Annotated in this window: 12 protein-coding genes; 5 read left to right on the top strand and 7 right to left on the bottom strand. The window is 64.2% G+C overall.

Translation table 11 applies throughout. The features are described 5' to 3' along the window. The 6 genes from Q6A48_RS17635 to dksA all read right to left on the bottom strand — a co-directional run bounded on the left by Q6A48_RS17635 (position 1) and on the right by dksA (position 8353). Complete coding sequence (locus Q6A48_RS17635; protein WP_304555430.1) at positions 1-1401, bottom strand: polynucleotide adenylyltransferase PcnB; 1401 nt, start codon at positions 1399-1401, stop codon at positions 1-3. Between the two features lie 724 nt (positions 1402-2125). Further along, a complete protein-coding gene (locus Q6A48_RS17630) occupies positions 2126-3562 on the bottom strand; it encodes a sigma-54-dependent transcriptional regulator (protein WP_304555429.1) in 1437 nt (478 codons plus the stop codon). Positions 3563-3584: 22 nt separating this feature from the next. Further along, complete coding sequence (locus Q6A48_RS17625; protein WP_304555428.1) at positions 3585-6539, bottom strand: sensor histidine kinase; 2955 nt, start codon at positions 6537-6539, stop codon at positions 3585-3587. After that, positions 6523-6699: a hypothetical protein gene (locus Q6A48_RS17620; RefSeq protein WP_003176118.1), complete on the bottom strand. Its 177-nt coding sequence runs from the start codon at positions 6697-6699 to the stop codon at positions 6523-6525. Before Q6A48_RS17620 ends, Q6A48_RS17625 begins: the two co-directional genes overlap by 17 nt. Before the next feature lie 78 nt (positions 6700-6777). Next, positions 6778-7668 carry a tRNA glutamyl-Q(34) synthetase GluQRS gene (gluQRS, locus tag Q6A48_RS17615; protein ID WP_304555427.1) on the bottom strand — a complete coding sequence of 297 codons (891 nt, stop codon included), beginning with the start codon at positions 7666-7668 and terminating at the stop codon, positions 6778-6780. A gap of 241 nt (positions 7669-7909) precedes the next feature. Then, on the bottom strand, positions 7910-8353 hold the full coding sequence (gene dksA / locus Q6A48_RS17610; RefSeq protein ID WP_003205639.1) for an RNA polymerase-binding protein DksA: 444 nt from the start codon (positions 8351-8353) through the stop codon (positions 7910-7912). A gap of 352 nt (positions 8354-8705) precedes the next feature. On the opposite strand from dksA, the gene Q6A48_RS17605 reads away from it, so the two are divergent. Together Q6A48_RS17605 and sfsA are read left to right on the top strand one after the other, a co-directional pair. Continuing rightward, on the top strand, positions 8706-9878 hold the full coding sequence (locus tag Q6A48_RS17605; RefSeq protein WP_304555426.1) for a pyridoxal phosphate-dependent aminotransferase: 1173 nt from the start codon (positions 8706-8708) through the stop codon (positions 9876-9878). Next, a complete protein-coding gene (gene sfsA, locus Q6A48_RS17600) occupies positions 9878-10633 on the top strand; it encodes a DNA/RNA nuclease SfsA (RefSeq protein WP_304555425.1) in 756 nt (251 codons plus the stop codon). The genes Q6A48_RS17605 and sfsA overlap by 1 nt, the downstream gene beginning before the upstream one ends. Here the strand turns inward: sfsA and Q6A48_RS17595 are convergent. After that, a complete protein-coding gene (locus Q6A48_RS17595) occupies positions 10589-10906 on the bottom strand; it encodes a Rieske (2Fe-2S) protein (protein WP_304555424.1) in 318 nt (105 codons plus the stop codon). The two genes, sfsA and Q6A48_RS17595, sit on opposite strands and share 45 nt — an antisense overlap. A 278-nt stretch (positions 10907-11184) precedes the next feature. Between Q6A48_RS17595 and Q6A48_RS17590 the strand changes: the two genes are divergently transcribed. The 3 genes from Q6A48_RS17590 to Q6A48_RS17580 are packed head-to-tail and all read left to right on the top strand — an operon-like array spanning position 11185 to position 13805. Then, positions 11185-12168, top strand: a complete 984-nt coding sequence (locus tag Q6A48_RS17590; RefSeq protein WP_304555504.1) for a FecCD family ABC transporter permease — start codon at positions 11185-11187, stop codon at positions 12166-12168. Positions 12169-12170: 2 nt separating this feature from the next. Next, a complete protein-coding gene (locus Q6A48_RS17585; RefSeq protein WP_440137893.1) occupies positions 12171-12935 on the top strand; it encodes a heme ABC transporter ATP-binding protein in 765 nt (254 codons plus the stop codon). Between the two features lie 21 nt (positions 12936-12956). Continuing rightward, on the top strand, positions 12957-13805 hold the full coding sequence (locus Q6A48_RS17580; RefSeq protein WP_369811711.1) for a ChaN family lipoprotein: 849 nt from the start codon (positions 12957-12959) through the stop codon (positions 13803-13805). Positions 13806-13917 lie beyond the last annotated feature (112 nt).

Here is a 13917-nt window from a genome sequence, read left to right as displayed (position 1 = left end):
TTACTCGCCTGACTCGCTCGAAGCGCCGGCGCGCTTGCGCTTGGCACCGCCGCCGGTACGACGACGCTTGCGCGGGCCGCTGGCGCCGTCATCCTTGCCGCTGAGCTCGCGAATCATTTCGCGGCGTTCGCTGTCGTTGGCGTCCTGGTAATCGGTCCACCAATCGCCCAGGCCATCGGTCTGCTCACCGGCGCTTTCGCGCAGCAACAGGAAGTCGTAGCCCGCCCGGAAGCGTGGGTTGTCCAGCAGCAGGTCGGCGCGTTTGCCGCTGCGCCGTGGCAGGCGCTCCTGCATGTCCCAGATCTCGCGGATCGGCATCGTGAAGCGTTTTGGAATCGCGATGCGCTGGCACTGTTCGGCAATCAGCTCGTGGGCCGCCTCCTGCATGGCCGGGATCGGCGGCATGCCGCGGTCTTGCAGGCGCAGCACCCGTGCCGGCAGCGCCGGCCAGAGCAGGGCGGCGAACAGGAACGCCGGGGTCACCGGCTTGTTCTGCTTGATGCGCAGGTCGGTGTTGATCAGGGCTTCGCTGATCAGGGTGTGCGTGTAGGTCGGGTTGTGCTCCAGCGCCTCGGCACTGGCCGGGAACAGCGGGTCGAACAGTTGCAGGTCCACCAGCATTTCGAAGGTGTCCGCGGCGTTGCCCGACAGGAACAATTTGAGCACTTCCTCGAACAGCCGTGCCGAAGGAATCTCCCGCAGCATCGGCGCCAGGTCGCGAATCGGCGCGGCGCTGTGTTTCTCGATGCCGAAATTCAACTTGGCGGCGAAACGCACGGCCCGCAGCATGCGGACCGGGTCTTCCTGGTAGCGCTGCTTCGGATCGCCGATCAAGCGAATCAGGTGATTGCGGATGTCATGTACGCCATTGGCGTAATCGAGGATGCGCTCGCTGACCGGGTCGTAGTAAAGGGCGTTGATGGTGAAGTCGCGGCGCTGCGCGTCTTCTTCCAGCGTGCCGTAGACGTTATCGCGCAGGATGCGCCCGCTCTCGTTGCGCGAAGACTGGTTGCTGTCTTCTTCCTCATCGTTTTGCGGGTGATTGGCGCGGAACGTCGCCACCTCGATGATTTCGCGGCCGAAATGGATATGGACCAGCTTGAAGCGCCGGCCAATGATCCGTGCGTTGCGAAATTCGGCCCGGACCTGTTCCGGCGTGGCGCTGGTGGCGACGTCGAAGTCCTTGGGCGTGATGTTGAGCAGCATGTCGCGCACGCAGCCGCCGACCAGGTACGCCTGGTAACCGGCGTTCTGCAAGCGTTCGACGATGTTCACCGCATAACGGCTGAACTGGGCCTTCTGCAAGGAATGCTGGCCGATATTGAGCACTTCAGGCGTGCTGCGAATGTGTTGCGTACGACGCAAGGGAGAACGGAATGACTGGAACAGCTTCTTCAGCATGGGATGCACTGTTTGAAGGAATGTTCGGCCAAAACGAAGAATGACCGCATGATGGGCGGGGATTCTAGCATTTAGTGGAGGGATGGTGTAGGACACTGGAGTTTTGAGCTGCAAGCTCCAAGCGCCAGGCTTGTAGGCTGCGGGATAGGCGGAACGACAGAAACCACAAGGGGAGCCTAAGCTCCCCCAGAATGAGTTTCGTGCTCTATTTTTATTATTGATTTCGGGCTTCTTGTTTTTGTTGAGTGCCCCGCGCCACGAGGTTTCCCTTCGTGACCCTCCCAATCGGGAGTCAAGAGCAAACGGATTGCTTTGGTCGCTGTGTTGCAGTGATCGATCGATCCAACCAGTTCAGGCACCTGTCTTGAGACAGTTTTTATTGTTCTCGGCCTGGTTGTGGGGCAAGCCCCAAATACAACGCCTCTCCAAAAGAATCAGTTAGCTGCGCCTCTCGCCGTCTTGTTTTTATTGTGCGTGAGTCGATTCGTCTTATTTTTATTGTCTTGTGCATTGCTTGTTATTGTTCTTGTACCAAAGCTATAGCAGGGTGCGTGCCAACTTTTGCAAAGCCCAGCGAAACCGGGGGTTCTATGGTTATAGCCATTTTTGCGGGGCGAAAAAAAGCCGGGGTTTCGTTACCGTAAACCCCGGCTTCTGTTACGTGAAAAAGCTGAGGTAACAGTTTTTTCACATTCAATGGCTCAGCGAGCCGTGCCTTCCCCCGTCAGCTTTCGCTGGCCACCCCGGTCTTGCGCCGTGGGATGCCCAGGCGTTGGCGGCGTTCCCACAGGCACTTGCGGCTGACGCCCAGCTTGCGGGCCAGTTCGGTCTCGGTCATGTGGTCCTGGTGCTCCAGGACGAAATGCTGGAAGTAGTCCTCCAGGGACAGGTCCTCGGTGGGCTCGTGGCTGGTGTTGTTGGCGCCGTTACCGCCGTGCTGCGGTGCCAGGCCGATGAACTCTTCGTCGTCCAGGTCCCCCAGCTCGATGTCGATGCCCAGCAGGTCGGCGGAAATTTCCGGGCTCTCGCACAGGATCACCGCGCGTTCGACGGCGTTTTCCAGCTCCCGGACGTTACCCGGCCAGCTGTAGTGACGAATGACCTGTTCGGCATCCGGGGCGAACTTGAGGTCGGTGCGGTTGACTCGCGCACTCTGGCGGGCGAGGAAGGCCTGGGCGATTTCATTGACGTCCGCGCCACGCTCGCGCAGGGCCGGCAGCTTCAAGGCGATTACGTGCAGGCGGTAATACAGGTCTTCTCGGAACTGGCCGATCTTCGCCAGGCTCTTGAGGTCACGGTGGGTCGCCGCGATCAACCGTACGTCGACTTTCTGCGATTGCACCGAGCCCACCCGGCGGATCTCGCCCTCCTGGAGCACCCGCAACAGGCGGGCCTGGGCCTCCAGGGGCAGTTCGCCGATTTCATCGAGGAACAGCGTGCCGCCATCCGCCGCCTCCACCAGCCCGGCGCGTCCGGCGCTGGCGCCGGTGAACGCGCCTTTCTCGTGGCCGAACAGTTCGGACTCGATCAGGCTTTCCGGAATAGCCGCGCAGTTCACCGAAATCATCGGCGCCTTGGCCCGGCGCGAGAGGTTGTGCAGGGCGCGGGCGACCAGTTCCTTGCCGGTGCCGGATTCGCCCTGGATCAGGACGTTGGAGTCGGTCGGCGCGACCTTGCGGATCTTGCCATACAGGTCCTGCATCGGTGGGCAGGAACCGATGATGCCGATTTCGCCATTGCTGTTGCTGGCGCCACCTTTGACGGGGGCGCTGGCCTTGCCGGCAGGTTCCGACGAATGGCTGCTCGCCGCTTGCCGATCGCGCAGGATGCGAGCCACGGCCTGGAGCATCTCGTCGTGGTCGAACGGTTTGGCGATGTAGTCCACCGCGCCCATCTTCATGGAGTCCACCGCCGAGCGCAGGCTGGCGTAGCTGGTCATGATCAGGACCGGCGTGCCCTGGCCGAGCTTGATCAGCTCGGTGCCGGGGGCGCCAGGCAGGCGCAGGTCGCTGACGATCAGGTCAAACGTGGGAATGCTGAAACGCTCTTGTGCTTCCTGCACGGAACCGGCTTCGCTGACCTGGTACTGGTTGCGTTCCAGCAGGCGGCGCAAGGCGGAGCGGATAATTGTTTCGTCTTCGACGATCAAAATGTGCGGCATTGATTCGATTCTCTCGACGGTCTCAGTTCACAGCGGACGTCGCTTCGACATGACGCGGCAAGGTCACCCGGATACGGGTGCCGCGTTGGCTCTGTACATCGGCCGGGCTGTCGATGGTGATTTGTCCATAATGCTCTTCAACGATGGAATAGACCAGTGCGAGGCCCAGACCGGTGCCTTCGCCAGGATCCTTGGTGGTGAAGAAAGGTTCGAACAATCGGTCCATGATGTTCTGTGGGATGCCGCTGCCTTCGTCTTCGACGATCAGGTCGATCGTGTGTTCGCTGGCTTCGCTCTTGACCCGTACCGCACTGCCGGCCGGCGTGGCGTCACGGGCGTTGGACAGCAAGTTGATCAGCACCTGGGCAAGCCGCTGGGGATCGCCGTCGACCCAGTGATCCGGATCGCACAGGTTGAAGAATTGCACTTCGAAATTGCGTCGGTTAAGGGCCAGCAGACCAATGGCATCCTGGGCCACTTCGGCCAGACAGACGGCCTCGTCGTTGTGCTGGTGGCCGCCGGCATGGGCAAAGCTCATCAGCGACTGGACGATGCGCGACACCCGCTTGGTCTGTTCGAGGATCTGGCCGCTGATCTCCGTCAGTTCGCTGTCGTCCTCGCGCTCTTCACGCAGGTTCTGCGCCAGGCAAGCGATGCCGGTGATCGGGTTGCCGATCTCGTGGGCTACCCCGGCGGCCAGCCGGCCGATGCTGGCCAGGCGTTCGGAGTGAACCAGCTTGTCTTCGAGCATCTGCGTTTCGGTCAGGTCTTCCACCAGCAGCACCAGGCCGCTGTTGCCGGGCGCCAGCGGCTCGTCGATCGCCGCCTTGTGCAGGTTCAGCCAACGGGTCTGTCCGTCGAGGGCCAGGTGCTGCTTGTGCAAGTGTTCGTCTGGCAGGTCGATGAAGCCTTGCAGCAGGCCTTTCCAGGGTTCGCCCAGGGTACTCAGGCGGGAACCGACCACGCGTTGGGCGGCGATCCCGGTCAGTTCTTCCATGGCCTTGTTCCACATCAGGATCTCCTGGTCCTTGGCCAGGGAGCACACGCCCATCGGCAATTCCTGCAGGGTCTGGCGGTGGTAGCGGCGCAGGGCGTCCAGTTCGGCGGCCAGGCCGGTGAGGCGCGAGTGATAGTCTTCGAGGCGGCTTTCGATGAAGTGGATGTCCTCGGTCACATAGTTTTCGCCGCCGGCCTTGTAGGGCAGGAACGTCTCGACCATGTCCTGGGCCACGCTGGGGCCCATCAGGCCGGACAGGTTGGCTTCGATCCGGTCGCGCAGGCGCCGCAAGGCATACGGGCGACGTTCGTCAAAGGGCAGGTACAGGTCGCGCAAGGCCTGCTCGACTTCCTTCTGTGCGGCCTTGGCGCCGAGGGGCTTGGCCAGTTGCGTGGCGAACTCCTGGGGCGAGGCGGCGTGCAGTTCGCGCCGCTGCGGGCGGCGGACGTTGTCCACCGCGCAGGCTTCGGCGGCGCTGGCTTCTTCGCTACTGGCGTTGGTGAACAGCGAGATCAGCGTGAACATCAGAACGTTCGCCGCCAGGGAGGCGATGGCTGCCATGTGCCAGCTGGTGTCGTCGAGCACGTAGATCATGTTCAACAGCGGGATGTAGAACCCCTGCAGGTTGCCCATCAGCGGCAACAGCATCGCCACCAGCCACACCAGGATGCCCGCCAGCAGGCCGGCGATGAAACCGCGGCGATTGGCGGTCGGCCAGTACAGCACCGACAGCACGCCGGGCAAAAATTGCAAGGTGGCCACGAAGGCGACGATGCCCAGGTTCGCCAGGTCCTGGCCGTCGCCCAGTATCAGGTAGAAGCCGTAGCCGGCCATGATGATCGCCACGATCAACGCCCGGCGCGTCCACTTCAGCCAGCGGTAGATGTTGCCTTCGGCCGGTGGCTGGTAGAGCGGCAGCACCAGGTGGTTGAGGGCCATCCCGGACAGCGCCAGCGTGGTGACGATGATCAGGCCGCTCGCCGCCGACAGGCCGCCGACGTAGGCCAGCAGGGCGAGGGCCTTGCTGTTGGCCGCCAGGCCGATGCCCAGGGTGAAGTACTCGGGGTTGGTGCTGGCCCCCAGTTTCAACCCGGCCCACAGGATTAGCGGCACCGCCAGGCTCATCAGCAGCAGGAACAGCGGCAGGCCCCAGCTCGCGCTGACCAGCGAGCGCGGATTGAGGTTTTCGGTAAAGGTCATGTGGTACATGTGCGGCATGACGATCGCCGACGCGAAGAACACCAGCAGCAGCGTGCGCCATGGGCCTTCCTGCAGCGGGGTGTGCAGGGCGGCGAGGGCGGTCTGGTTCTGCAGCAACCAGACTTCCAGTTGCTGCGGGCCATCGAATACACCGTACAGCGCATAGAGGCCGACGCCGCCGATGGCGATCAGCTTGATCACCGATTCGAAGGCGATCGCGAACACCAGGCCTTCGTGCTTTTCACGGGTGGCGATGTGCCGGGAGCCGAAGAAAATCGTGAACAGGATGATCAGGCCGCAAAAGCTCAGCGCCACGCGGTGCTGCACCGGTTCGCCGGTCAGGATGCTGATGGAGTCGGCGACGGCCTGGATTTGCAGGGCCAGCAACGGCAATACCCCGACCAGCATGAAGATCGTGGTCAGCGCGCCGGCCCAGGTGCTGCGAAAACGAAAGGCGAACAGGTCGGCCAGCGATGACAGTTGGTAGGTGCGGGTGATTTTCAGGATCGGGTAGAGCAGCACCGGCGCCAGCAGGAACGCTCCGGATACGCCAAGGTAACTGGACAGGAAGCCATAGCCGTACTGGTAGGCCAGGCCGACCGTGCCGTAGAACGCCCAGGCGCTGGCGTAGACGCCCAGCGACAAGGTATAGGTCAGCGGGTGGCGGATGATCGCCCGGGGGATCATGCCCCGTTCGCTGACCCAGGCCACGCTGAACAGCACGGCCAGGTAGGCGGCGCTGATCAGGATCATCTGGGTCAGGCTAAAGCTCATCGGCATCTTTTTGGCTCTGCAGGATGAAGGTCACGACAATCAGGATCAGCCATAGCAGATACGGTCGATACCAGGCACCCGTGGCATCGATCCACCAATCCATGATGGCCGGGGAAAACAGGTAAATCCCCACTACCAGCAGCAGGACCAAGCGATAGATGTACATCCCGGCCTCTCTATATGGGTGCACGTGCCCGAAAACGTGCGGCGATGGTAACGGATGGGCGCCAGGCTGCAAGGGCCGTCAACGGATTTGCGCTTCCGGCAGGCTCAGCGTGCGCGGGATCCTGCCCGCCTCCCAGTGGCGCATGCCCCAGGCCAGCAGTTCCCGGGGGCTGGCGTCGGCCAGTTCGGGCCCCGGTTGCTGGCCCAATGCGCGCAGGGCCCGCAACAGCAGCGGCGTGGCCTGGTCGGCCGCCAGCGGCGGTGAACGGTAGGATTTGCCCAGTTTGTGCCCGTCGGGCTGGGTGATCAACGGCACGTGCAGGTAGCGCGGTTGGGGCAGCCCGAGCAGTTCTTGCAGGTACAACTGGCGCGGCGTCGAGTCCAGCAGGTCGGCGCCACGCACGATATCGGTCACGCCTTGCCAGGCATCGTCCAGCACCACGGCCAGTTGATAGGCGTAGAGCCCGTCGCGGCGGCGGATCACGAAGTCACCCGCCTCGCGGCCCAGGTGCTGGCGGAACTCGCCCTGGACCCGGTCGCTGAAGTGGTATTCGAGCTCCGGCACGCGCACGCGGATGGCGGCGTCCTCGGTGCCGTGCCCGGCATTGCGGCAGAGCCCCGGGTAGATGCCCTGGTACGCTTCCAACTGCTTGCGCGAACAGGTGCAGGCGTAGGCCAGGCCTTGGCTGAGCAGCCGGGTGATCACCTGCTGGTAGGCCTCGTGACGCTCGCTCTGGCGCACCATTTCGCCGTCCCATTCAAAGCCGTAGCTTTCCAGGGCCCGCAGGATCGCCGCCTGGGCGCCGGGTTCTTCCCGGGGCGGGTCTAGGTCTTCCATGCGCAACAACCAGCGCCCGCCCACGGCCCGGGCGTCCAGGTACGACGCCAGCGCGGCGACCAGCGAGCCGAAATGCAAGTGGCCGCTGGGGGTGGGGGCAAAGCGGCCGATGTAGGAGGAGGCAGCAGTCATGGGCAATTGTTACTTTTTTAAGTCAGGCACGGTCTTGTGGCGAGGGGATTTATCCCCGTCGGGCTGCGGAAGCAGACCCAAACGCCTGATGCACCGAGGGGGTAGGTTTCAGGGCCGCTTCGCGTCCCAACGGGGATAAATCCCCTCGCCACAAGGTATCGGGTATCCGATGTTCCAATGTGCATGTCGGAAACAAAAAACGGAGCGTATGAACGCTCCGTTTTCATCACAGCCCGGGCAATTACTTGCCGACCTGTTTTTCCTTGATTTCCGCCAGGGTCTTGCAATCGATGCACAGGTCGGCGGTCGGTCGGGCTTCCAGGCGGCGGATGCCGATCTCGATGCCGCAAGACTCGCACCAACCGTACTCTTCGTCTTCGATCAGTTGCAGGGTCTTGTCGATTTTCTTGATGAGCTTGCGCTCACGGTCACGGGCGCGCAGTTCGAGGCTGAATTCTTCTTCCTGGCTGGCACGGTCGGCCGGGTCGGGGAAGTTGGCCGCTTCGTCTTTCATGTGATCCACGGTGCGATCGACTTCCTGCATCAAGTCCTGTTTCCACTTGTTCAGGATCTTGGTGAAGTGCGCGCGCATGGGGGCGCCCATGTACTCTTCGCCCGCTTGCGGGACGTACGGCTCAAACCCGCTGAGCGACTGATTTTGATTCTGCTTTGCTTGGGTGGGCATGAATGGACCGCCTCTACTCTTGTAATCCACTACGCAGGATTGCTCCATCACCGACACCTGCCGGCCCTGCGGCTGCAAGCGGGCGAACTTACCAGATCGAATCGGGCCGCGCTACTCCCGGTTGTCGAGCCTGCGGCGGGCGGGGCTTCGCAGCCCAGGGCCGGGTTCGGTTCGGTGCAAAGGTCATCCTGCTCAATGCTTGATTCTAGTCAAGCCTGGGCCAATCGCCGGAGTCATTTCCTGCAATCCACGGCCTCAGACCGCCTGGGGTTCGCTTGCGTTCCCGCCGTTGTTTCTGACTTGTGGAGAGAGTTGGGTAGAATCGGTTCTTTTGACCTTGTAAGGAAGGCTAATGGCTCAGCCCTACAGTGCGCGCAGCCGCGCCATCGAACCGTTCCACGTGATGGCGCTGCTGGCCCGGGCCAACGAACTGCAGGCGGCCGGGCACGATGTCATCCACCTGGAGATCGGCGAGCCGGACTTCACCACTGCCGAGCCGATCATCCAGGCCGGCCAGGCGGCGCTGGCCGCGGGCAAGACCCGCTACACCGCCGCCCGTGGCATTCCCGAGTTGCGCGAGGCCATCGCCGGTTTCTATGCCCAGCGCCATGGCGTGGAGATCGATCCGCGACGCATCCTGGTGACGCCGGGCGGCTCGGGCGCATTGCTGCTCGCCAGTGCCCTGCTGGTGGACCCGGGCAAGCATTGGCTGCTGGCCGATCCGGGTTACCCGTGCAACCGCCACTTCCTGCGGTTGGTCGAGGGCGCGGCGCAGTTGGTACCGGTGGGCCCGGACGTGCGTTATCAGCTGACGCCGGACCTGGTGGACCGCTACTGGGACCAGGACAGCGTCGGCGCGCTGGTGGCGTCGCCGGCCAATCCGACCGGGACGATTCTTTCCCGGGACGAGCTGGCGGGGTTGTCCAAGGCCATCAAGGGGCACAACGGCCACCTGGTGGTGGACGAGATCTATCACGGCCTGACCTACGGCACCGACGCCGCCAGCGTGCTGGAAGTCGATGACGACGCCTTTGTCCTGAACAGTTTCTCCAAGTATTTCGGCATGACCGGCTGGCGGCTCGGCTGGCTGGTGGCGCCCTCGGCGGCTGTCAGCGAGCTGGAAAAGCTCGCGCAGAACCTCTACATCAGCGCGCCGAGCATGGCCCAGCACGCGGCGCTGGCCTGCTTCGAACCGGCCACCATCGAGATCTTCGAGCAGCGGCGGGCCGAGTTCGCCTTGCGCCGCGATTTCCTGCTGCCGGCCCTGCGGGCGCTGGGTTTCGGGATTGCCGTGGAGCCGGAAGGGGCGTTCTACCTCTACGCCGACATCAGCGCCTTCGGCGGCGACGCGTTCGCGTTCTGCCAGCACTTCCTGGAAACCGAACACGTGGCCTTCACTCCGGGCCTGGATTTCGGCCGCCACCAGGCCGGCCACCATGTGCGCTTCGCCTACACCCAGAATCTGGAGCGACTGCAGGAAGCGGTGACGCGCATCGAACGTGGGCTGCGGAGCTGGCAAGGCTGATGCGTTTTTCTCCTGCGCTGGAAGAAGGTCGCCTGGTTCGACGTTACAAGCGTTTTCTCGCGGATATCGAGACCGTTCAGGGCGAACTGCTCACTATTCACTGTCCCAACACCGGCTCGATGCTCAATTGCATGGCGCCCGGTGCGCGGGTCTGGTTCAGCCGGTCCAGCGACCCCAAGCGCAAGCTGCCGGGCACCTGGGAAATAGGTGAAACCCCGCAGGGACGGCTGGCCTGCATCAACACCGCGCGGGCCAATAGCCTGGTCGAAGAGGCCCTGCGTGGCGGGGTCATCAGCGAATTGAACGGATTTGTCGGGCTCAAGCGCGAAGTGGCCTATGGTCAGGAAAACAGCCGCATCGATTTTCGCCTCGACTACGCGGATGGCTCGGCTTGGGTTGAAGTCAAAAGTGTAACGCTGGGTTTCGATGGCACCGCCGTGGCGGCGTTTCCCGATGCGGTGACCCTGCGCGGGGCCAAGCACCTGCGCGAGCTGGCGTGCCTGGCCCGGCAAGGTGTACGGGCGGTGCAACTGTATTGCGTGAACCTGAGCGGCATCGAGGCGGTGCGCCCGGCGCACGAAATCGACCCCGGTTACGCGGCGGCGCTGCGCGAAGCGATGGCGGCGGGCGTGGAAGTGCTGGCCTACGGTGTCACGCTGACGCCCGAGCAGATGTGGATCGATCGACCGTTGCCCGTGCTGTCGGCCCCCCTAGCATTCGATCCAGAGCCCTTGCTCATCCTCCCGGGTGTCTAGCGCTTCCAGGAATTGACCGGCACAGGGGCCGGCCACGCATTCGCCGTTCTCGATCAGGAACAAGGCGCCGTGGGTGGCGCAGCGAATCAGGCTGGCGCTGGGGTCGAGGAACTGGTCGGGTTGCCATTCCAGCGGTACGCCGCGGTGCGGGCACCGATTGAGATAGACGTAGGCCTGGCCGGCGCGGCGCACAGCCAGCACCTTGCGGCCATCGAGGACGAAGCCGCGGCTGCCGTTGTCAGGCAAGTCGGCGGTGGTGCACAGAAACTTCATGGGGATCTCTACAGGTTGGTCGCAGAGCCTGCGCGTGGCGCGGGCTCCACACAGCTTGACGGTCAGATGGGAGCAATCATCCAATGGCGACTTCTCGCGATGACTGAGGATACTTGGCCTGGCGGGTTTATGTCCGGTCCTTGCACCATTCTTCAAGGAAGCCTGATGCGTCTGAATACCCGCGTGGCTGCGCGTTGCGCCGCACGCTCGCCAGCCAAGAGGCCACGATGACCGTGTTCAAACCGCGCCGCCTGTTCATGGGCTTGGGCCTGCTGTGCCTGCTGGCGACCTGGCTGTCCCTGGCCTTGGGATCGGTGAACTTGCCGCTGTCCGACACGTTGTGGGCTGCGCTGCGGTTGTCGGGTCTGCCGGTGAAGGCCGATGGCCTGGAGCAGGCTGAGCTGATCCTCGGGCAGATTCGGGGGCCGCGCACCTTGCTCGGCTTGGCGGTGGGCGGCGTCCTGGCGCTGTCTGGCGTGGCGATGCAGGGGCTGTTCCGTAACCCGCTGGCCGACCCGGGGTTGGTGGGAGTGTCCAGTGGGGCGGCCCTGGGCGCTGCGTTTGCCATTGTCGGCGGCTCGGCGCTGGGCGGGCTGCCCGAAGCGCTCGGCCCTTATGTGTTGTCGTTGTGTGCATTCCTGGGAGGGCTCGGCGTCACGGCGCTGGTCTATCGCCTCGGGCGGCGCAATGGCCAGGCCCACGTCGCCACCATGCTCTTGGCCGGGATCGCCCTGACTGCGCTGTCCGGATCGGCCGTGGGCCTGTTCAGCTACCTGGCGGACGACGCGACCTTGCGCACCCTGGCGTTCTGGAACCTGGGCAGCCTCAACGGCGCCAGCTACGCCAGGTTGTGGCCGCTGTTACTGATCAGCACGGGTGTGGCGCTCTGGTTGCCGCGCCGGGCCCAGGCGCTCAACGCGCTGTTGCTGGGTGAGTCCGAGGCGGCTCACCTGGGCATCGACGTCGAACGGCTGAAGCGTGAGCTGGTGTTCTGCACTGCGTTGGGCGTAGGCGCGGCGGTGGCGGCGGCGGGCATGATCGGCTTCATCGGGCTGGTGGTGCCGCACCTGGTGCGGTTGGTGGCGGGCCCCGACCATCGCGTGCTGCTGCCGGCTTCCGTGCTGGCGGGGGCAAGCCTGCTGCTGTTCGCCGACCTGGTGGCACGCCTGGCGCTGGCTCCGGCAGAGCTGCCGATAGGGATCGTCACGGCCTTTATCGGGGCGCCGTTCTTCCTTTATTTATTGTTGCGAGGGCGTGCCTGATGTTGCGTGCGCAAAACCTGCACCTGCGGCGTGGCCCGCGCACCGTGTTGGCGGACGTCGACCTGCGGCTCGAACCCGGTGAAGTGCTCGGCGTGCTCGGACCGAACGGCGCCGGTAAAAGCACCTTGTTGGCGGGGTTGAGTGGCGAATTGCGCCCGACCCAGGGACAGGTGTGGCTGGATGATCGACCGCTGGCCCATTGGCCGGGCGCCGAGCGCGCCCGGCGCCTGGCGGTCCTGCCACAAGCCTCGACCCTGGATTTCGCCTTTCGGGTCGAAGAAGTGGTCGGCCTGGGCCGCCTGCCGCATCGGGCGGGACGCCTACGGGACGAGCAGGTCGTCGCTTCGGCGCTGCAAGCCGCAGACGCAGGGCACCTGCTCGGGCGCAGCTACCTGGCATTGTCTGGCGGCGAACGCCAGCGCGTGCACCTGGCGCGGGTATTGGCGCAGCTGTGGCCGGGCGAGGCGGGGCAGGTGTTGCTGCTGGACGAGCCGACCTCGATGCTCGATCCCTTGCATCAGCACACTATTCTGCAGGCGGTGCGCGAGTTTGCCGATCGCGGCGCTGCCATCCTGGTGGTCCTGCATGACCTGAACCTGGCGGCGCGCTACTGTAATCGCCTGTTGCTGCTCGCTTCGGGCCGGTCGGTGGCCCTGGACACGCCCCAGGCGGTGCTGCGTCCGGAACCGCTCAAGGCGGTGTTTGGCCTGGAGGTGTTGGTGCACACCCATCCGGAACGCGGGCATCCGTTGGTCATCGCCCGCTGAGGGCTTATCGAGGAGATGCACATGCGCCTGATCCTGATGTTGGCACTGAGTGTCCTGGCGGCTTGCCAGAGCATTGCACCGCCCCCGGTCGGCGGGCGAATCGTGGATTTGCACAACGGCCAGGTCGTGACACCGCAGGTGTTGGTCGAGCGCCTGGCCGTGGCACGGCGGGCGGTGGTGGGTGAGCGGCACGACAACCGCGACCACCACACGCTGCAACGCTGGTTGCTCCAGGCCCTGGCCGAGGAGCGGCCCCAGGGCAGCTTGCTGCTGGAGATGTTGACCCCTTCGCAGCAGCCGCGGGTCGATGCTCTGCGCCAACGCACCGCGCTGCCCAAGGACCTGCCCGGCGCCCTGGCCTGGTCGCCGGGATGGGATTGGAGCCTGTATGGGCCGGTAGTCGAGTTTGCCTTGGGACAAGGCTATCCGGTGTTGTCCGCCAACCTGGACGCCGCCGAGATCCAGCGCGTCTATCGGCAGGCGCCGGCCTTGAGGGGTGCTCGCAGCAATGCCGCCGCGGTGAAGGACGAGTTGCTGGGACAGATCCGCGAGTCCCATTGCGGCCTGCTGCCGGAATCGCACATGCCGGCGATGCTGGCGGTGCAGCAACAGCGTGATCGGCGGATGGCCGAACGCCTGCTGCAAGCGCCGGCGCCGGCCCTGTTGCTGGCGGGAGCCTGGCATGCACGAAAGGACGTTGGCGTACCGCTGCACGTGCTGGATCTGGGCGCCAGCGAAGAACCAACCGTCTTGATGCTGGCCGAAGAAGGCAGCGAGGTGACCGCGGCCATGGCGGATTATGTGTGGTACACCCCGGCGATGCCGCCACAGGATGCCTGCGCGCAGATGCGTGAACAATCCGGGAGCTGATTTTTCAGCGGGCAAAAAAAGACCCGGCAAGAGCCGGGTCGAATAACCGTGATTAGCCTGATGAGGAGATATCTGAGAGTCCGAACCAAGGGCTGTTCAAATATCGACCAGT

This window comes from Pseudomonas citrullilanati (genome assembly GCF_030580855.1).
GTDB classification, from domain to species: domain Bacteria; phylum Pseudomonadota; class Gammaproteobacteria; order Pseudomonadales; family Pseudomonadaceae; genus Aquipseudomonas; species Aquipseudomonas citrulli.
Note: the sequence above shows the minus strand (reverse complement) of the source record. Positions and strands in the feature narration are given on the sequence as shown.

Excerpts from the sequence above, each read along its gene's own strand:
- Q6A48_RS17635 (WP_304555430.1), bottom strand. The coding sequence starts at position 1,401 with ATGCTGAAGAAGCTGTTCCAGTCATTCCGTTCTCCCTTGCGTCGTACG.
- Q6A48_RS17630 (WP_304555429.1), bottom strand. The coding sequence starts at position 3,562 with ATGCCGCACATTTTGATCGTCGAAGACGAAACAATTATCCGCTCCGCC.
- Q6A48_RS17625 (WP_304555428.1), bottom strand. The coding sequence starts at position 6,539 with ATGCCGATGAGCTTTAGCCTGACCCAGATGATCCTGATCAGCGCCGCC.
- Q6A48_RS17620 (WP_003176118.1), bottom strand. The coding sequence starts at position 6,699 with ATGTACATCTATCGCTTGGTCCTGCTGCTGGTAGTGGGGATTTACCTG.
- gluQRS (WP_304555427.1), bottom strand. The coding sequence starts at position 7,668 with ATGACTGCTGCCTCCTCCTACATCGGCCGCTTTGCCCCCACCCCCAGC.
- dksA (WP_003205639.1), bottom strand. The coding sequence starts at position 8,353 with ATGCCCACCCAAGCAAAGCAGAATCAAAATCAGTCGCTCAGCGGGTTT.
- Q6A48_RS17605 (WP_304555426.1), top strand. The coding sequence starts at position 8,706 with ATGGCTCAGCCCTACAGTGCGCGCAGCCGCGCCATCGAACCGTTCCAC.
- sfsA (WP_304555425.1), top strand. The coding sequence starts at position 9,878 with ATGCGTTTTTCTCCTGCGCTGGAAGAAGGTCGCCTGGTTCGACGTTAC.
- Q6A48_RS17595 (WP_304555424.1), bottom strand. The coding sequence starts at position 10,906 with ATGAAGTTTCTGTGCACCACCGCCGACTTGCCTGACAACGGCAGCCGC.
- Q6A48_RS17580 (WP_369811711.1), top strand. The coding sequence starts at position 12,957 with ATGCGCCTGATCCTGATGTTGGCACTGAGTGTCCTGGCGGCTTGCCAG.